This is a genomic window from Thermus brockianus, from assembly GCF_001880325.1.
Classification (GTDB): Bacteria; Deinococcota; Deinococci; order Deinococcales; family Thermaceae; genus Thermus; species Thermus brockianus.
In genome coordinates, this window is the sequence record NZ_CP016312.1 from 897669 (window position 1) to 914545 (window position 16877).

Annotated in this window: 19 protein-coding genes and 2 pseudogenes; 7 read left to right on the forward strand and 14 right to left on the reverse strand. The window is 68.0% G+C overall.

Going from position 1 to position 16877, the window contains the following annotated elements; all coding sequences use genetic code 11:
* Positions 1-3: 3 nt before the first annotated feature.
* Together A0O31_RS04700 and rpmB are read right to left on the reverse strand one after the other, a co-directional pair.
* Positions 4-699 (reverse strand): M23 family metallopeptidase, encoded by a 696-nt coding sequence (locus A0O31_RS04700; protein ID WP_071676881.1) that lies wholly within the window; start codon positions 697-699, stop codon positions 4-6.
* Positions 700-754: 55 nt separating this feature from the next.
* Entirely contained in the window at positions 755-1051 is a 297-nt protein-coding gene (rpmB, locus tag A0O31_RS04705) for a 50S ribosomal protein L28 (protein ID WP_071676882.1), read from the reverse strand.
* A gap of 73 nt (positions 1052-1124) precedes the next feature.
* Here rpmB and lspA point away from each other — a divergent pair, with 73 nt between their 5' ends.
* Positions 1125-1577 carry a signal peptidase II gene (lspA, locus tag A0O31_RS04710; protein ID WP_071676883.1) on the forward strand — a complete coding sequence of 151 codons (453 nt, stop codon included), beginning with the start codon at positions 1125-1127 and terminating at the stop codon, positions 1575-1577.
* Here the strand turns inward: lspA and aspC are convergent.
* Together aspC and A0O31_RS04720 are read right to left on the reverse strand one after the other, a co-directional pair.
* A pseudogene (aspC, locus tag A0O31_RS04715) lies at positions 1574-2730 on the reverse strand (aspartate/prephenate aminotransferase). The gene lspA and the pseudogene aspC sit on opposite strands and share 4 nt — an antisense overlap.
* 119 nt (positions 2731-2849) lie before the next feature.
* Complete coding sequence (locus tag A0O31_RS04720; RefSeq protein ID WP_071676884.1) at positions 2850-3770, reverse strand: diacylglycerol/lipid kinase family protein; 921 nt, start codon at positions 3768-3770, stop codon at positions 2850-2852.
* 17 nt (positions 3771-3787) lie between these two features.
* Here A0O31_RS04720 and A0O31_RS04725 point away from each other — a divergent pair, with 17 nt between their 5' ends.
* Positions 3788-4426, forward strand: coding sequence for a histidine phosphatase family protein (locus tag A0O31_RS04725; protein WP_071676885.1), 639 nt, complete (start codon positions 3788-3790; stop codon positions 4424-4426).
* A gap of 33 nt (positions 4427-4459) precedes the next feature.
* Positions 4460-5313: pseudogene (locus A0O31_RS04730) on the forward strand (GNAT family N-acetyltransferase).
* Here the strand turns inward: A0O31_RS04730 and A0O31_RS04735 are convergent.
* On the reverse strand, positions 5283-6167 hold the full coding sequence (locus tag A0O31_RS04735; RefSeq protein WP_071676886.1) for a histone deacetylase family protein: 885 nt from the start codon (positions 6165-6167) through the stop codon (positions 5283-5285). The pseudogene A0O31_RS04730 and the gene A0O31_RS04735 sit on opposite strands and share 31 nt — an antisense overlap.
* Before the next feature lie 28 nt (positions 6168-6195).
* Here A0O31_RS04735 and A0O31_RS04740 point away from each other — a divergent pair, with 28 nt between their 5' ends.
* Positions 6196-6825 (forward strand): metallophosphoesterase, encoded by a 630-nt coding sequence (locus A0O31_RS04740; protein ID WP_203226801.1) that lies wholly within the window; start codon positions 6196-6198, stop codon positions 6823-6825.
* Here A0O31_RS04740 and A0O31_RS04745 read toward each other — a convergent pair.
* Together A0O31_RS04745 and A0O31_RS04750 are read right to left on the reverse strand one after the other, a co-directional pair.
* Positions 6822-7331, reverse strand: coding sequence for a ubiquitin-like small modifier protein 1 (locus A0O31_RS04745; protein WP_071676888.1), 510 nt, complete (start codon positions 7329-7331; stop codon positions 6822-6824). The genes A0O31_RS04740 and A0O31_RS04745 overlap by 4 nt on opposite strands.
* A 51-nt stretch (positions 7332-7382) precedes the next feature.
* On the reverse strand, positions 7383-9209 hold the full coding sequence (locus tag A0O31_RS04750; protein ID WP_071676889.1) for an aldehyde ferredoxin oxidoreductase family protein: 1827 nt from the start codon (positions 9207-9209) through the stop codon (positions 7383-7385).
* A 130-nt stretch (positions 9210-9339) separates the two neighbouring features.
* Between A0O31_RS04750 and A0O31_RS04755 the strand changes: the two genes are divergently transcribed.
* Positions 9340-10248, forward strand: a complete 909-nt coding sequence (locus A0O31_RS04755) for a carbohydrate kinase family protein (protein WP_071676890.1) — start codon at positions 9340-9342, stop codon at positions 10246-10248.
* Here A0O31_RS04755 and A0O31_RS04760 read toward each other — a convergent pair.
* Positions 10237-11196 carry a quinone oxidoreductase family protein gene (locus A0O31_RS04760; RefSeq protein WP_071676891.1) on the reverse strand — a complete coding sequence of 320 codons (960 nt, stop codon included), beginning with the start codon at positions 11194-11196 and terminating at the stop codon, positions 10237-10239. The two genes, A0O31_RS04755 and A0O31_RS04760, sit on opposite strands and share 12 nt — an antisense overlap.
* 131 nt (positions 11197-11327) lie before the next feature.
* Positions 11328-12377, reverse strand: coding sequence for an NADH:flavin oxidoreductase/NADH oxidase (locus tag A0O31_RS04765; RefSeq protein ID WP_071676892.1), 1050 nt, complete (start codon positions 12375-12377; stop codon positions 11328-11330).
* 50 nt (positions 12378-12427) lie between these two features.
* Between A0O31_RS04765 and A0O31_RS04770 the strand changes: the two genes are divergently transcribed.
* On the forward strand, positions 12428-13093 hold the full coding sequence (locus A0O31_RS04770) for a hypothetical protein (RefSeq protein WP_071676893.1): 666 nt from the start codon (positions 12428-12430) through the stop codon (positions 13091-13093).
* On the opposite strand, the gene A0O31_RS04775 is transcribed toward A0O31_RS04770, so the two are convergent.
* Positions 13090-13557, reverse strand: a complete 468-nt coding sequence (locus tag A0O31_RS04775) for an NUDIX hydrolase (RefSeq protein ID WP_071676894.1) — start codon at positions 13555-13557, stop codon at positions 13090-13092. The two genes, A0O31_RS04770 and A0O31_RS04775, sit on opposite strands and share 4 nt — an antisense overlap.
* Positions 13557-14621, reverse strand: a complete 1065-nt coding sequence (gene prfA / locus A0O31_RS04780; RefSeq protein ID WP_071676895.1) for a peptide chain release factor 1 — start codon at positions 14619-14621, stop codon at positions 13557-13559. The genes A0O31_RS04775 and prfA overlap by 1 nt, the downstream gene beginning before the upstream one ends.
* 65 nt (positions 14622-14686) lie before the next feature.
* Here prfA and A0O31_RS04785 point away from each other — a divergent pair, with 65 nt between their 5' ends.
* Positions 14687-15481: a ZIP family metal transporter gene (locus A0O31_RS04785; protein ID WP_071676896.1), complete on the forward strand. Its 795-nt coding sequence runs from the start codon at positions 14687-14689 to the stop codon at positions 15479-15481.
* On the opposite strand, the gene A0O31_RS04790 is transcribed toward A0O31_RS04785, so the two are convergent.
* Genes A0O31_RS04790 through A0O31_RS04800 form a run of 3 tightly spaced genes read right to left on the reverse strand, consistent with a single transcriptional unit; the run spans position 15478 to position 16810 of the window.
* Positions 15478-15804: a dolichyl-phosphate-mannose-protein mannosyltransferase gene (locus A0O31_RS04790; protein WP_071676897.1), complete on the reverse strand. Its 327-nt coding sequence runs from the start codon at positions 15802-15804 to the stop codon at positions 15478-15480. The two genes, A0O31_RS04785 and A0O31_RS04790, sit on opposite strands and share 4 nt — an antisense overlap.
* 8 nt (positions 15805-15812) lie before the next feature.
* On the reverse strand, positions 15813-16394 hold the full coding sequence (locus tag A0O31_RS04795; RefSeq protein WP_071676898.1) for an SCO family protein: 582 nt from the start codon (positions 16392-16394) through the stop codon (positions 15813-15815).
* Positions 16391-16810: a copper chaperone PCu(A)C gene (locus A0O31_RS04800; RefSeq protein WP_071676899.1), complete on the reverse strand. Its 420-nt coding sequence runs from the start codon at positions 16808-16810 to the stop codon at positions 16391-16393. The genes A0O31_RS04795 and A0O31_RS04800 overlap by 4 nt, the downstream gene beginning before the upstream one ends.
* Positions 16811-16877: the final 67 nt, after the last annotated feature.

A 16877-nucleotide genomic window follows, 5' to 3' on the forward strand; every position in this document is an offset into this window, starting at 1 on the left:
GGGCTATTCTAGGCCGAAGAAGGCCTTGGCCTGGCGCAAAAGGGCCTCGCCCACAAGGCCCTGGAAGAGGAAACGGCCCCGGTCGGGCTCGCCTTCCCAGACCTCCAAGAGAAGCCTGGGGGCCCCGCCCTGGAGGCCGGTATTCCCCACGTAGCCCAAGGGGTCACCCCGGTGGAGGCGGCTTCCCACCTTTAGGCCCCGGTAGGGGGCAAGGAGGTGGCCGTAGACCGAGGTGCGGCCGTCGGGGTGGCGGACCCAGACCTCGAGGCCCCTCAACACGTCCATCTCCTCGGGGCCCGCCCCTTCCCTAACCCGCTCCAGAAGGGCCTGGAAAGCCTCCGGAGAGGGTTCTTGGTAGTCCAGGTCCACCTTCACCACCTCCCCGCTGGCCGCCGCCACCACCCCCATGCCCCGCACCACGGGCACGCAGGCATCCCCCCCTTGGAAGACGAAGCCGGCGTTCACCCCCTTGCGGTAGGGGCGGGGGGCGTTGGGCAGGTTCTCGGGCCGGGTGGGGAGGCAAGCCCCGGGAAGGGGCAGGCGGTAGCCCTCGGGGGCCCAGAGGGCCTGGGCCTTGGCGGCGGCCACCTCCTGGCGGAGGAGGGCAAGCTGCCGCCCCCGGGAGGAAAAGCCCCAGGTGACCACCAAGGCGTAGAGGGCAAGGACCAGGAGAAGGTAATGCCCCGGCTTCCACCCCATGGGGCCATGCTACAAGAAAAGGGGCCCTTTCCGGGCCCCCGGAGGAGGTTAACGGCTAGAGGAGCTTGAGGAGCCTTTCCTTAATCTCCTTGGCGGAAAGGCCCTCCAGCTTAAGGCCCTTGGCCCTTTCCAAAAGCTCGTAGACCTTGGGGATGTGGCTCGTGGCCACGCGGAAGGTGATCTCCTGGCCGGCCACCTTCACCCGCACCTTCTGCAGGTTGGGGTACTGGCGCCGCTTGGAAATCCCCGTGGTCTTCTTGCCCACGCCCCCTTCCCGCTTGGCCTTACCCCGCCTCTGGATGCTGTTGGCCACGATGGGCCGCTTTCCGCTAATCTCACACACCTTAGCCATGGCACCCTCCCGTGCCCGAAGGCAAACCCTATGGAGTATAGCACAAGGGGCCCCATCCGGTAGACTCTTGGGGATGCCCACGGTGCTCGTGCCCTTGCTGATGGCCTTTGACCAGATCCTCAAGCTCTGGGCCCTGGAGAACCTCTCCCCGGTGCCGAAGCCCCTCCTGGGCGACCTCCTTTACCTGACCCTCGTGCATAACAGTGGGGCGGGCTTTGGCCTTTTGCAGGGGAAAGCCCCCCTCCTCGGGTGGCTGAGCCTTTCGGTGGGGACGGTCCTCCTCTACCTCCTCGCAAGCCGCCGCTACCCCTTAGGCCAAGCCCTCGCCCTCTCCCTCATCGCCGCCGGGGCCTTGGGGAACGGGATAGACCGCCTGGGCCGGGGGTGGGTGGTGGACTACCTGGACCTGGGCACCTCCATCCCCCTCATCGCCCAGTTCCCCGTCTTCAACCTGGCGGATGTTTGCGTGACGCTCGGGGCGCTCCTTCTCCTCTTCGCCCCCAGGCGGCGAAAAAGAGGATTCTAAACCCTTTCCAGGACCCGGGCGAAGCGCTCCAGGGCCTTCTTCAGGTTCTCCTCGCTGGTGGCGTAGGAAAGGCGCACGTGGCCAAAGGCGGCGAAGTCCGTGCCCGGGACCACGGCCACCCCCGCCTCCAGGAGGCGCTCCGCCGCCTTCACCTCGTCCTCGGCGAGGGGGGCGGTGTCCATCAGGACGTAGAAGGCCCCCTGTGGGCGCACCGCCTTCAGGCCGATCTGGGCTAGGCCCGCAAGGAGCAGGTCCCGCCGCCTCCGGTAGGCCTCCCGGGCCATCTCCACGAAGGCGCGGGAGGCTTCCTGGTTGGTGAGGGCCTCGAGGGTAGCCCACTGGGCGATGGTGTCGGGGCTCGTGGTGGACTGGCTGGAAACGTCGGCCATGGCCTTGATGACCTCCTTGGGCCCGCAGGCGTAGCCGATGCGCCAGCCCGTCATGGCGAAGGCCTTGGCCGCCCCGTTCACGGTGATGGTGCGCTCGGGGGCCACGCGCCCCGGGGAGAAGTGGGCCCCCTCGTAGATGAGGTGCTCGTAGATCTCGTCGGAGATCAGGTAGAAATCGTGGGCCTGGGCCAGTTCGGCCAGGGCCTTAAGGACCTCCTCGGGGTAGACGGCCCCCGTGGGGTTGTTGGGGGAGTTCACCACCAGGGCTTTGGTGCGGGGAGTGATGGCCCGCCTCACCCGCTCCGGGTCGGGCACGAAGCCCTCTTCCGGCAAGGTCGCCACCTCCACCGGCACCCCCCGGCGAAGCGCACCATCTCCGGGTAGCTCACCCAGTAGGGGGCCAGGACGATGACCTCGTCCCCGGGGTCCAGGATGGCCTGGAAGAGGTTGAAGAGGGCCTGCTTCCCCCCCACGGTGACGATGGTCTCCTCCGGGCGCACCTCAAGGCCGTTGTCCCGGCGGAACTTCTCCGCCACCGCCTCCCTCAGCTCGGGGATGCCCGCCGGGGGGGCGTACTTGGTCTTTCCTTGGGCCAAGGCCCGCCTCGCCGCCTCCTTCACGTGCTCGGGGGTGTCAAAGTCGGGCTCGCCGGCGGTGAGGGCCACCAGGTCCACCCCTTGGCGCCTGAGCTCCAGGGCGCGGGCGTTCACCGCCACCGTGGCCGAGGGCTTCATGGCCTTGACCCTTTGCGAGAGGCCGCGCATGGCCTAAGTATAGGGCGGAAGGGGTAGGACGGGAACGGGGCCCTGGCCCGGGCGGTGGGTGGGGTGCGAAGGCCGTGCCGCTTGCGGTACCACCTTCCAGAGCGCCTTCAGGAACCCCTCTAGGAAGCCTCCAAAGGGCGCAGGAGGGGCTTACGCCCCTTTGCCCCGGCCCGGCGGCCCACCACCTTAAGGCCCAAGGGCTCCACCGTGGCCCGGTACACCCTCGCCTCCGGCAAAAGCTCCCCGTCGGCATGGGCAGGCACGGGGTAGGGGAAGTCCAGCTCCACCGCCTTCGCCGAAAAGGCTTCCACCTGGGGATGGGAGAGGTGCCGGCCCAAAAGGAGCCTGGGCAGGATGAAAACCACCCCGGGCCGGGAAAAGCGCTTGGCCAGGACCACGGAGAGGAGCCCGTCCTGGGGGTCGGCCATGGGGGCGATGGGGATGCCGCCCCCGTAAGCGGGGCCGTTCATGGCGGCGAGGAGCAACAGGGGGCCTTGGTAGACCTCCTGCCCGTCCAAAAGAAGCCGCCCCTCGGGTAGCCGGAGCTCCTTGAGCACGGCAAAGAGGGCGTAGAGGTAGCGGGGCATCCCCCGGAGGAAGGGGGGGGCGGAAAGGGCCTTTTGGGCCACCAGGGCGTCAAAGCCCACGCCCAAGGAGGCGCCAAAGGGCTCCCCGTTGACCCGGCAGAGGTCCACCGCCTCCTCGGGGGCGAGGAGGGCGTGCTCCAAAGCCAAAGGCCAGGGAAGCCCCCTTAGGCCTAGCATGCGGGCGAAATCGTTCCCGCTCCCAATGGGCACCACCCCGAGAACCTTTTCCGTGCCGGCTATGCCCCGGAGCACCTCGTGGACCGTGCCGTCCCCCCCCACGGCCACCACCCGCGCACCCTCGGGGGCCCGTTGGGCGAGTTCCGTGGCGTGGCCTGGGCCTTCGGTGAGGAAGGCCTTGGCGCCCCTTTCCCGGGCGGCCCTTAAGATGGCCCCAGAAAGCCTCCCCACCTTGCCCCGGCCCGCCGCCGGGTTCACGATGACCCAACGTTCCACCCCCGTATTCTAGGGCCATGGGCCTTCTCGCCCACTTCCTCCAAGGGCCCCACCCCAAGACCTCCCTCCTCCTCACCCGGGCCGGGCCGGTGGAAAACCCCCACCACCTCCTCCATAGCCACCCGGGCCTCCCCCTCTCCGGGGAGGGAAGAGAGGCGCTCCACAGGCTTGTTCCCCTCCTAAAGCGCTACCCCTTGGTCCAGGTCTACGCCGCCGATAGCCTGGCCGAAGGGGAGGCGGCGGCCCTTTTGGGGGAGGCGCTCGGAATCCCTTATGCCCTCCTCCCCGCCCTTCGGGAAAGGCGCTGGGGGGCTTGGGAAGGGCTCAGCTTCGCCGAGGTGGAGGCCCGCTACCCCGAGGTGGTGCGGGCCTGGCTAGCGGACGAGGCGGGCTTCGCCCCGCCCTTGGGGGAGAGCCTGCGGGAAGCGTGGGCGCGGGGGAAGGAGGCGGTAAAGGAGCTTTTACGCAGGCACTGGGGCCAGGCCATCCTGGTGGTGGGGAACTGCACGGTCAACCGCGCCGCCTTAAGCCTCGCCCTCCCCCTTCCCCCGGAGGAGGGCCTAAGGCTAGAGCAGGACTACGCCCGGCTCACCGCGGTGGACTTCTACGGGGAAGAAGGGGTGGTGAAGGCCCTCAACCTGGACCCTTGTCCCTAGCCGCCCTTGGGGCCATGGGGGTAGACTGAAGGCATGATCCGGCCCGTGGCCCGCCAGGACCTCCCGGGGCTTTTGCAGCTCCTCCGCTTCATGGACGAAAGCCCCCAAAGGGGGGTTTTGGCCCCGGAGGCGCGGGACCTCGAGGGCCTGGCCGAGGAACTGGAGGACGGCCTCGTCCTCCTCCGGGAGGGGGAGGTGGCGGGGTACGTGGGCCTTTACCCCTTCTGGGACGGGGCGGCCCTGGAGGGCCCCTTGGCCTACCGGAAAGAGGACCTCCTCCCCCTCCTCGAGGCGGCGGAAAGGCGGGCCAGGGAGCTTGGGGTGGACAGGCTTTACGCCTTTCCCCGGGAGGAGAACCGGGAGGTGCGCCAGGCCCTGGAGGAAGCGGGGTACGGCCTCCTCCACGTCACCTACTTCTTCGTGAAAAACCCGGAGGGCCTGGACTTCCCGCCCCCGAAGGCGTGCGCATCCGGGAGGGCTTCCCGGGGCCCGAGGTGTACCGGGAGCTCTACCGGGAAAGCGAGGAGGGCTGGGCCCTCCGCCTCAAGTGGACGGACGAGGAGCTTGGGGAGCACTTCGCCGACCCCGCCATCCACCTCCTGGTGGCCTACCAGGGGGAGGAGCCGGTGGGCATGGCCGAGGTGGAGTTGGAAGACCGGGAGGCCAGCGTGGCCTACATCGGCGTGGTGCCCCGGGCGCGGGGGAAGGGCATCGGGCGCGCCCTCCTGGCGGAAGCGGCAAGGCTCGCCCAAAGGAAGGGGGCAAGGCTTCTCCGGGTGCGGGCCCACGACCACGAGAAGGGGGCCTTGGAGCTTTACCGCTCCTTGGGGTTTAGCCTCGAGGAGGCGGTGGCCACCTACGCCAAGGAGCTTAGGGCCAGGCGGTAGGTCTCCGCATGGGCGGCCACGGTGAGGGCGGGGTCCCGGTTATACCCCCCGCCCATGACCACCACCAAGGGCACGCCGAGCCTCTTCACGAAGCGGAAGACGGCGAGGTCCCGCCGCCTCACCCCTTCGGGGCTTAAGGCCAGGCGGCCGAAACGGTCCCCCTTCAGGACGTCCACCCCGGCGTTGTAGAAGACGAGGCCGGGGCGGAAGTCCTGGGCCACCTCGAGGGCGGCCTCGAGGGCGCTCAGGTAGGCCTCGTCCCCCACCCCGTCGGGCAGGCCCACGTCCAGGTCGCTCCGCTCCTTTTTCAGGGGGTAGTTCCGCTCCCCGTGGAGGGAAAGGGTGAAAACCAGGGGGTCGCTCTGGAAAAAGACGGCGGTGCCGTTCCCCTGGTGGGCGTCCAGGTCCACCACCAAGACCCGCCCCCCAAAGCCCCGCTTGGCCCTTAGCCAGTGGATGGCCACGGCCACGTCGTTGAAGAGGCTATACCCTTCGGCCCGGCCCGGGAAGGCGTGGTGGGTACCCCCCGCAAGGTTAAGCCCAAGGCCCTCCTCCAAGGCGTCCTCCGCCGCCCTTAGGGTCCCCCCAGCGGCGTGGAGGGCCCTTTGGAGGAGGGCTTGGCTAAAGGGAAGCCCCAAGCGCAGGGACTCCTCCCGGGTAAGGCCTTGGGTGAAGAGCTTTGCCAAGTACTCCCCCTCATGGGCCAGGTAAAGCGCCTCCCTCGGCACCTCGGGGGCGGGGAGGATGGGAAGAAGCCCCTTTAGGGCCTCCGCCACCCCCCCGTACTTGTAGAGGGGAAAGGGGTGCCCCTCAGGCAAGGAGAAGGAGAGGTGGGCCGTGGTGTAAGCCCGCACGCCCCTATCCTTGCGCCTTCCTGCCAGAATGAAAAGAAGCGTGCGCCTCCTTCTCCTTTCCGACCAGGTCCACCCCCACATCCACTCCCCCCGCTTCCCGCAAAACCTGCCCCCCTTTGACCTGGTCCTGGCGGCGGGGGATCTGCCGGGGGAATACCTGGAGTACGTGGCCAGCAAGGTGGCGGTGCCGGTGCTTTTCGTGCCCGGCAACCACGGGGAGGAATGGGTGTGGGAAGAGGGGCGGAAGAAACGCCCCGGGGGCGTGGTGAACCTCCACGGCAGGCTCTACCGCCACCGGGGGCTCCTCTTCTACGGCATCGGGGGGGTGCCCCGGTACCGCGAAGGGGAAGGACAGCTTGCGGAAGCCGAGCTCTACCGCATGGCCCTCAAACCCTTGCTTCTCCTGCCCCGCCGGTTCCTTAGGGGCCGGGGCGTAGACGTCCTCCTCACCCACGCCCCGCCCCCGGGACCCACGGCGGGGGAGGACTTCGCCCATAGGGGAAGCGGCGCCTTCCTCCTCTTCCACCGCCTTTTCCGCCCCCGGCTCCACGTCCACGGCCACACCCCCCTCGTGGGGGCCAACCCCCAAAGGCGCTACCAAACCCCTTTGGGGGTAGAGGTGGTGCACGCCCAGGGCTATGCCCTTTGGGACCTCTAGCCACCCCCGCGGCTTGCGGCGAAGGCGATGCGGTTAAACCAAGCCTCCGCCTCCTCCCCTTCCACCCCGACCCAAAGCTGCGGGATGCTCAGGCTTCCCACCCTTAAGGGCTCGGCCTCGGCGAAGCGGACCATGGCCCCGGGGAGGGCGTAATGGCCTTCCCCTAGCTTCCTTCCGCCCCAGGAAACCAGGTACTCCTCTAGAAGCCAGGGGGGAAGTGCCCCGAAGGTGGCCTCCGGCGCCCCGCCCGCCACCGGCGGGAAGAGGTCCAAGGTGGCTTCCGGGGAAAGGGGGGTGGAAAGGCCCTCCAGGTAGCGCACGTCCCGCCCCTCCAAAAAGACCGAAACCCGCTCCGCCAAGGCCTCCCCCTCAAAAAGCTCCTCCCTTAGCTTGGGGTAGGCCCGGACCAGGTTTTCCAACACCTCCCCCACGGTCCTGCCCTCCACCTCCAGGTGGCTTTGCCCCGTGAGGTCGCGGAAAGTGGCGTACAGGTTCACCTTGGGCATAGGGCCAGTTTAAACCCCGGCCCCCTAGAGGGCCGGGGCTAGGGAGGGGGCTTAATCGTCCGCCGCTTGGGAGAGGATGCCGAGCTCGGCGAGCTTCGCCCTGGGCACCACGCCCTTTTCCCAGCCCCGCTCCCGGTAGTACTCCTCCAGCATGAGGTCCAGCTCCGCGCGTTGCCCCTTGGAGCCGGCGCAGTCCGAGGGCTCCTCCAGGAAGCGCTTGGGCAGGTAGTCCGAGCCCTCGGCCCAGCCCGCCAGGTTGTTGTAGTAGCGCTCCAGGTTGTAGATGCGCTCGCCAATCTGCAGGATCTCCTCCGGGCTCACCGGGCGGCCCCAGTAGGCGGCGAGCTGCTTGGCGTACTCCTCGGGCCCTTCGGCGAACTGGCTGAACTTGCAGAGGTCCAGGGAGTCGGTGAAGGCGGAAAGGTCTTGGAAGAGCTTGGTGAGCTTGCCCTTGCCCTCCCAGGCCAAGGGATCGGTCTTGTAGGGCACCCCCAGGATCTCCGAGGCGGGGGTGTAGGCCCTAAGGTGGCAGGCCCCGCGGTTGGAGGTGGCGTAGGCGATGCCCATGCCCTTGAGGCCCCGGGGGTCGTAGGCGGGGATGGACTGGCCCTTCACCTCCAAGGAGATCTCCGGGTGACCGATGGCTTTGGCGAAGCGGGCCGGGCCTTCCGCCAGCATGTCCCCCACCCCCTTGCGGAGGGCGATGGCCTCGAGGATGCGGATCTCCCCTTCCTTGTCCCCGAAGCGGAGGCCGTCCTCCCCGGTGTAGTAGCCCTTCTCCGTGGCCTCCATGAGGACGGCGATGGCGTTGCCCGCCTCAATGGTGTCCATGCCGTAGGCGTTGCAGAGGTAGATGGCGTAGCCCGTCCAGTCGGTGTCCGTGTGCCCGGCCTGGGCCCCCAGGGCCCAGGCGGACTCGTACTCGTAGGACTCAAAGCGGATGGTCTTGCCGTTGATGTGGACCTCCACCATCTTCTTGCAGGCCACGGGGCAGGCGTGGCAGGTGTTGTCCTTGACGAGGCGGTGCTCCCGGATGTACTCCCCGGAGATGGCCTGCACGCCGTCTATGCAGGTGTGCTGGGCGTTGAAGGTGGGCAGGGCCCCCATGACGTTGGTGATGTTCATGAGAACGTTGGTGCCGTAGAGGGAAAGCCCGCCCTTCTTGGGGGCGGTGACGTTCTTGGGGTCGTTGATGGTGGCGGAGGCCAGCCGGTCCGCCTCCCGCCAAAGCTCGGGGTCCTTGGGCTGGGGCATCTGCTCCTGCTTGCCCACCACCACGATGGCCTTGAGCCGCTTGCTCCCCGCCACCGCCCCAGTGCCCCCCCGGCCCGCCGCCCGCTCGTCGTTGTTGATCCAGTTGGCGAAGCGCACCCGGTTCTCCCCGGCGGGGCCGATGGCCATCACGTCCGCCTCCTCCCCGTGCCGCTCGCGGAGGATGCGGTGCACCTCGTGGGTGGTCTTGCCCCAGAGGTCGCTGGCGTCGTGGAGGGTCACCTCCCCGTCCTTGACCAGGAGGTAGACGGGCTTCTCCGAGGCCCCCTTGATGAGGAGGCCGTCAAACCCCGCCCACTTTAGTTTGGCGGCGGTCCAGCCCCCCATGTGGCTGTCCGTGACCGTGCCCGTGAGGGGGCTTTTGGTGACCACGGCGAGCCGCCCCGACATCTTGGCCCGGGTACCGGAGAGGGGGCCGTTCATGATGGCCAGGAGGTTGTCCGGGCTAAAGGGGTCCACCTGGGGGCCGTTCTCAAACACGTACTTCACCCCAAGGCCCCGGCCCCCCACGTACATCTCCAGGTCCTTGGGGTCGGGGGCGAAGTACTCCACCTTGCCGCTCGTGAGGTCAATACGGGCAATCCTATGGGCATATCCTCCAAGCATGCTCACACCTCCTGAGGGCGGGATGGAAGCGAAGGGCGCCGTGAAGACCGCGCGGGGTTGCCCTGGTTTCGGGGGGATTATACCACTTCCCCTGGGGAAAAATGTGAGGCCTTTCGGGGATAATGGACCCATGCTGGCCCTAACCGGCGAGGTCCTGGTGGACCTCATCCTGGAGGGGGAAGAGCCTTTGCGCTTCACCGGGGTCCTGGGGGGCTCGGCCCTGAACACCGCCACCACCCTGGCCCGGCTTGGCCTCCCCGTGCGCTTCCTCTCGGAGGTGGGCACGGACTGGCTTTCCCAGTGGAGCGAGGCGGAGATGGCCCGAAGGGGCTTGGAAGCCCATCTCGTGCGCCACCGGGGCCCCATGCCCCTGGCCCTGGTGCGCCTGGGCGAAGGAGGAAACGCCACCTATAGCTTCCACCGCCCCTTCCAAGCCCCCTACCGGCCAGCGCCCGGGGGGCTACGGGGAGCCAAGGCCTTCCATTTCGGTTCCCTCTTCGCCCTGGAAGGGCGCACGGCGGATGGGGTCCTGGCCCTTTTGGAAGAGGCGGAGGGGGAAGGGGCCCTCCGCTCCTACGACCCCAACCTGCGCCATCCCCCCACGGGGGAGGAAAGGGAGCGCATCCAAGCCTACCTAAACCGGGTGGACCTCCTGAAGCTCTCCCTGGAGGACGCCCGCCTCCTCTTCCCGGAAAGCCCCCTGGAAGGGGTCCGGCGGCTTCCCCCACCCCTCAAGGTCCTCACCCTGGGGGAGGAGGGGGCCTTGGCCTTCCTGGGGGAAAGGGAGGTGCGCCTGCCGGCGGAAAGGGTGGCGGTGGTGGACACCGTGGGGGCGGGGGATAGCTTCACGGCGGGCCTCCTCACCCTCCTCCTCCGGAAGGGCTACACCCGGGCAAGCCTCCCCACCCTCGCTCCGGAGGACCTGGAAGCAAGCCTAAGGGGCGCCACGGCCCTCGCCGCCCTCGCCTGTACCGTGCGGGGAGCCTACCTGCCGGAGGAGGGCCTTAGGGCCTGGCGGGCCCGCTTCCTAGGGGATTAGGAGGACCTTCCCCGTGGTCTTCCTCCCCTCCAGGGCCTCGTGGGCCTCCTGGGCCTTTTCCAGGGGGAACTCGGCCCCGATGAGGACCTTAAGCCACCCTTCCCGCACCGCCTGGAAAACCTCCCCCGCCCGCCAAAGGAGCTCCTTGCGGCTTGCCGTGTAGTGGTGGAGGGTGGGGCGGGTGAGGAAGAGGCTTCCCTTGCGGTTCAGGATCTGGGGGTCCTGGGGCGGCACGGGACCCGAGGACTGGCCGAAGAGGACCAGGTAGCCCCGGGGGCGGAGGGCCTCGAGGCTCTCCAGGAAGGTGGCCTGCCCCACCCCGTCGTAGACCACATCCACCCCGCCCCCGGAAAGGGCCTTCACCGCCTGGGCGAAGCCCTCGTAGGGGAGGGCGTAGTCCGCCCCCAAGGAGCGCGCCAGGGCCCGCTTCTCCTCCGTGCTGGCCGTGGCGTAGACCGTGGCCCCAAGCCGCTTGGCCCACTGGACGAGGAGGGTGCCCACCCCTCCCGCGGCGGCGTGCACCAGGACCTGGGTCCCCGGCCCCACGGGGTAGGTGCTCTTCAGGAGGTAGTGCACGGTCATCCCCTGGAGGAGGACCGCCGCCGCCAGTTTGGGGCTGAGCCCCTCGGGGATGGGCACCAGACGCTCGGCAGGGACGAGCTGGTACTCGGCGTAAGCGCCCTGCACGTTGGCGAAGGCCACCCGGTCCCCCGGGCGCACGCCCAGGACCCCTTCCCCCACCTGCTCCACCACCCCAGCCCCCTCCTCGCCGAGGGTGAAGGGGAGGGGCATGGGGTAGAGGCCCTTCCGCTTGTAGGTGTCAATGTAGTTGACCCCGATGGCCTCCAACCGGACCAAAACCTCCCCCGGCCCCGGCTTGGGGAGGGGAAGCTCCTCTAGCCGCAACGCCTCGGGCCCGCCCACCTCGTGTACCCGGATCGCCCGCATGGGCCTAGTCTACCCAAGATGGGCGTAGGGACCCTTAGGCAGCGGTCCGACCGCCCAAGTCCCCAAGCAGGGTAAAAGGCAGGGGGCCCGGACCCAAAGGCCCACCGATAAGCCCTGCCGGACCACCGGGGCTAAAAGGCCCGGGCGTACTGGGGAGGGACCTCCGCCCTGGCCCCCAGGGCCTGGGCCGCCCGCAAGGGGAAGTAAGGGTCGCGGAGGAGGACCCGCCCCAGGAGGACGAGGTCGGCGCTACCCGCCTGGAGGAGGGTTTCCGCCTGTTCAGGGGCGGTGATGAGGCCCACGGCCCCCGTGCGAAGCCCCACCCGTTTGCGCACGGCATCGGCGAAGGGCACCTGAAACCCAGGGGCCACCGGCACCCGCACCCCAGGCACCACGCCCCCGCTGGAGCAGTCCAAAAGGTCCACCCCTAGGGCCTTAAGCCTTTGGGCGAAGGTCAGGGTGTCCTCCAGGCCCCACCCCCCTTCCGCCCAGTCCGTGGCGGAAACCCGCACGAAGAGGGGAACCTCCTCGGGCAGGGCCTCCCGCACCGCCTGGGCCACCCTTAGGGGGAAGCGCATGCGGCCTTCCAGGCTCCCTCCATAGGCGTCCTCCCGCCGGTTGCTCAGGGGGGAGAGGAAGGAGGAGAGGAGGTAGCCGTGGGCCATGTGGAGCTCCACCACCTGGAAGCCCGCCCTCAGGGCCCGCCTCGCCCCTTCCACGAAAGCCTCCAAAACCCTTTCCATCCCCCCCTCGTCCAGGGGCTCGGGCACGGGGTAGCCCTCGGCAAAAGGGATGGGGCTTGGCCCCACCACCCGCCAGCCCAAGGGCTTTCCCCCTTCCCAGGGCCTCGCCACCCCCGCCTTGCGCCCGGCGTGGGCCAGCTGGATGCCCGGCACCGCCCCCGCCTCCCGGATGCGGCGGGCTAGCTCCGCAAGGCCCGGGAGGTGCTCCTCCGACCAGATGCCCAGGTCAAAGGGGCTGATGCGCCCCTCGGGGAGGACAGCGGTGGCCTCGAGGAGCACGAGCCCCACGCCCCCTAGGGCCCGGGTAGGGTAGTGGAGGAGGTGCCAGTCCGTGACCTTCCCGTCCTCCGTGGCCGAGTACTGGCACATGGGGGACATGGCCAGGCGGTTTTTGAGCCGCACGCCGCGAAGCGCTAGAGGGGTAAAGAGAAGGGACATGCCCCCATTATCGCCAAGGGACACCCTGCCCCGCATGGTAAGATTTCTCCATGGACCCCGGCCTCGAGGCCGCCTTCCGCTACGTGGAGCGCCTCCTCTTTGGCAACGAGGAGCGCCCTGGCCTCACCCTCTACGACCTGGAGCGCCTGGTGGGCTACCCCGCCAAGGGCGAAGGACCTCTGAGCTACACCCTCCCCCCCACCAAAAGCCTTTCCGGCGTCCAAGCAGTACGCCTTTTCTACTACCCCAAAGACCTCAACCTCCAGCTCATCGTGGAAATAGAGGACCTGGAGGGGAGAAAGCACCTCCGCCACTTCCGCTGGAACGGCTATACCTGGGAGGTGCCCGAGGGGAAGCGGGGTGACTTAAGGAGTACCGAGGAAAGCCTGGGTCTGGTCCAAGTGGGGGAGGACTACTTCCTGGGCTTTCCCCGCGAAGAGGCCAAGGAGCTGGCGGAAGCGGTGCGCAAGGGGGAAGCCCTGGGAGTCAAGTACCTCCTCTGCCCCCGGTGTGGGGCCCGGGTCTTCTATGCCCCCTCGGTGCGGCCGGTAGAGGTGTCCTGTCCCCGGTGCGGCAACCCCACCCTGCTCTTTAAAACCTTGAGCGGCAACGAGGCGCCCAAGGACCCCCTCGAGGCCCTGGCGGAGGAGCAAAGGGCCCTAAGGAAAACCTTGGAGGAGCTCCTTAGCTACCTCAAGCGGAAGCTCGGCCCCTAGACCCGCACCCCCGGTTGGCCCCAGCCGGTGTAGGCGTAAAACCGCCCCCGCTCCCCGGAGAGGTAATCCAGAAGGGGTTCCTGCAAGGGGCGGTGGCCGGCCAGCTTGGCCGCCACCTCTTCCGGGGTGAAAAAGCGGGCCTCCACGATGTGCCCATCGGGGTCCTTGGGGTTTAAAAGCCCCTCGTAGCTGGCCTTGAAGGCCATGGCCAGGGTGCGCTCGTTCTTGCGCCGGTCCTCCACCTGGATCACGTAGGCCAGGTGCTCCACCGCCTTAACCCAAAGCCCCGTCTCCTCCCGCACCTCCCGGGCCAGGGCCTCCAGTACCGTCTCCCCCGGCTCCACCGTGCCCCCGGGAAGGGTATAGCGCACCTGGCCCTTGCGGCCCCAGTCGTTCCCCACCAAGAGAACCCGGCCCTGGCGGTCCAGGAGGATGGCCGCCACCACCAGGATCTCGCGGCGCATCACGCTTCCGTCATGGCCTCCAGCTGGCGCTCCTGGTCAGCCCGCTTGAGGGCCTCCAAAAGGGGCTGGAGGTGGCCCGAGAGGACGCCCTCGAGGTCGTGGGTGGTGAAGCCGATGCGGTGGTCCGTGACCCGGGACTGGGGGAAGTTATAGGTGCGGATCTTCTCCGAGCGCTCCCCGGTGCCAATCTGGGCCAGGCGGGTCTGGCGGAGCTTTTCCGCCTCCTCCGCCCGCTTCATTTCCAGGAGGCGGCTCCTTAGGATCATGAGGGCCTTCTCCCGGTTTTTAATCTGGCTCCGGGAATCCTGGCAGGTGACCATGATCCCCGTGGGCAGGTGCACCACCCGCACGGCAGAGTCCGTGGTGTTCACCCCCTGCCCCCCAGGCCCCGAGGCCCGCATCACGTCAATGCGGATCTCGTCCATGTTGAGCTGGAAGTCCGCCTCCTCCGCCTTGGGCAAGACGGCCACCGTGGCCGTGGAGGTGTGGATCCGCCCCTGGGTTTCCGTGGCCGGAACCCGCTGCACCCGGTGGACCCCGCTCTCGTACTTGAAGGTGCCGTAAGCGCCCGGACCCCGCACCTCAAAAACCACCTTGGAAAAGCCGCCAAGGTCCGTGGGGTTGGAGTCCAGGATCTCCGTTTCAAACCCCATCTCCTCGGCGAAGCGGAGGTACATCTCCAAGAGGTCCCGGGCAAAAAGGGCCGCCTCCTCCCCCCCGGTGCCGGCCCGGATCTCCACGATGGCGTCCCGCTCGTCCATGGGGTCTTTGGGCAGGAGGTGGCGCTCAAGCTCCCGCTCCAGCTCGTCCTTCCGGGCAAGAAGCCGTTCCTTCTCCGCCTTGGCCTCCTCCTTCAGGTCGGGGTCCTCCAGGAGGGTTTCCAGGCCCTCGAGGTCCTCCAGCACCTTGCGGTAGTCCCGGATGAGGGCGATGATCTCCCCCATCTCAGCGTAGCGCCGGGAAAGGTTCTGGTAGCGCCCGGGGTCCTTTAGGACCTCGGGGTCGGCAAGGAGCGCTTCCAGCTCCCGGTACTCTTCTTCTAGGCGCGCGAGCTTATCCAGCATACCTTACCTCAGGATACCCCAAAGCGGGCTTGCCTCGGGGTTTAGGTTTGCCTAAAATCAGGGGCATGGACACCCCGGTCCTCCACGCCCTCCTGGGCGGCCTTTTCACCTGGGGGCTGACCGCAGTGGGAGCCGCCAGCGTTTTTCTCGCCCAAGAGCCCAGCCGCAAACTTCTGGACGGCATGCTAGGTTTCGCCGCCGGGGTGATGCTGGCAGCGAGCGTCTTCTCCCTCCTCCTGCCGGGGATGGAGATGGCGGAAGCCCAAGGGCAAAACCCCCTCGTTCCGGCGGTGGTGGGCTTCCTCCTGGGCGGGGCCTTGCTGCGCCTTTTGGACCGCTTTCTTCCCCACATCCACCTCATGCCGGAGGCCAGGGCGGAGGGCCTCCCCACCCATTGGCGGCGCACCACCCTTCTCATCCTGGCCATCACCCTGCACAACTTCCCCGAGGGGCTGGCGGTGGGGGTAGCCTTCGGGGCTGCGGACCTGGACCCCACAGGAGCGGCAAGCCTGGGGGCAGCTATTGCCCTAGCCGTGGGCATTGGGCTGCAAAACCTGCCCGAGGGCCTCGCCGTGGCCTGGCCCCTGCGGCGGGCAGGGGTGGGGGCGGGGCTCGCCTTCTTCTACGGCCAGCTTTCCGCCATCGTGGAACCCCTGGGAGCGGTCTTAGGAGCGCTTTTGGTGGGGCAGATGATGGCCCTCCTTCCCTACCTCATGGCCTTGGCGGCGGGGGCCATGGTCTTCGTCATCGTGGAGGAGGTGATCCCGGAAAGCCAGGCGGAAGGGAACGGGGACGTGTCCACCTTCGGGGTCATGGTGGGCTTCGCCACCATGATGGCCCTGGACGTGGCCTTGGGCTAGCCCCGGCCCAGGCGCTCCCGAAGGAGGCGGGCGGCCTCCTCCGCCTTGGCCTTGGCGGTCTCCGCCGCCTTCTTGGCCGCCTCCGCCAAGCCTTTGAGCTGGTCGGGTAGTCCGTCCTGGTCCTGGTCCAACTCCCTCAGGCGGGCCTTCGCCTCCTCCAGCGCCTTCTTGGCCTCCTCCAAGGCCCGCTCCACCACGTCGGGCCGGCCATCCTTGTCCTGGTCCAGCTTGTCCTTGAGCTCCAAGAGGCGCTTCTCCGCCTCATCGGCCACGGACCGCACCGTCTCCTTGGTCTTTTCCAAGAAATCTCTGAAATCCGCCATGCTTCATGCTACAACAAGGCCCTAAGGTCCGCCACCACCTTGTCCGTGGCCTCCACCTTGTCCGGGCTGAAGAGGAGGACAAGCTTCCCCCCTTGTACCACGAAGGTGGTGGCGGTGTGGTCCACCAGGTACTCCCCGGGCCCCCGGTACTGGGTCTTCTGGTAGTAGACGCCAAAGCCCTGGGCCACCTCCCGGATGGCCTCGGGGCTTCCGGAAAGGCCCAGGAAGCGGGGATGGAAGGCCTTGGCGTAGCGGTCCGCCACCTCGGGCGGGTCCCGCTCTGGGTCCACGCTGACGAAGACCACCTGCACCCTTTCCTGCTCCTTCGGGGAAAGCTTCTCGTAAGCCCGCTTCAAGGCGAGAAGGGTGGTGGGGCAGACATCGGGGCAGTGCACGTAGCCGAAGAAGAGGAGGACCACCTTGTCCTGGAAATCGGCCAAGCGCACAGGGTCCCCTGGGCCTTGCAGGGCAAAGTCCACGGGCTTAGGCTGCATGAGCCTGGTGCCGTAGAAGCTATGGCCCTTGGGCAGGAAAAGGTAGGCCACCCCCAGGAGGGCCAAGAGGGCAAGGGAAAGCCCAAGCCACCTCATCGGGCCTCCACGGGCAGGAGCACCTTAAGCTGGGTGCCGTTTTGGAACTTCAGGACAAGCTCCACCTTTTCCCCCAGCTTGAGGGGCCGCTTGAGGTTGAAGAGCATGAGGTGGTACCCGCCCGGCTTGAGGACAAGCCTTCCCTTGGGCGGGACCTCCGCGAAGTCCACAGGCCGCATTCCCATGACCATCTTGCCGTCTTTTTCCTGGTGGAAGGTGCCGTGAAGCTCCACCCGCTCGGCCCACGCCGCCTCCGCCCCCAAAAGGCGCAAAGGGCGTTCACCCGGGTTCTCCAAGGTTAGGTACGCAGCGGTAACGGCCAGGCTAGCCGGGTAACGGACCCACCCCTCCACCAGCCGCACCTCCTGGGCCAGGGCCAGACCGAGAAGAAAGGGGAGTGCCATCCAACGCCGCATGGCTACAGGATAGGGGGCCTCAGGGGGACAAATGTACTTCACCGGGGTAAGATGCCCCCTGGAAGGA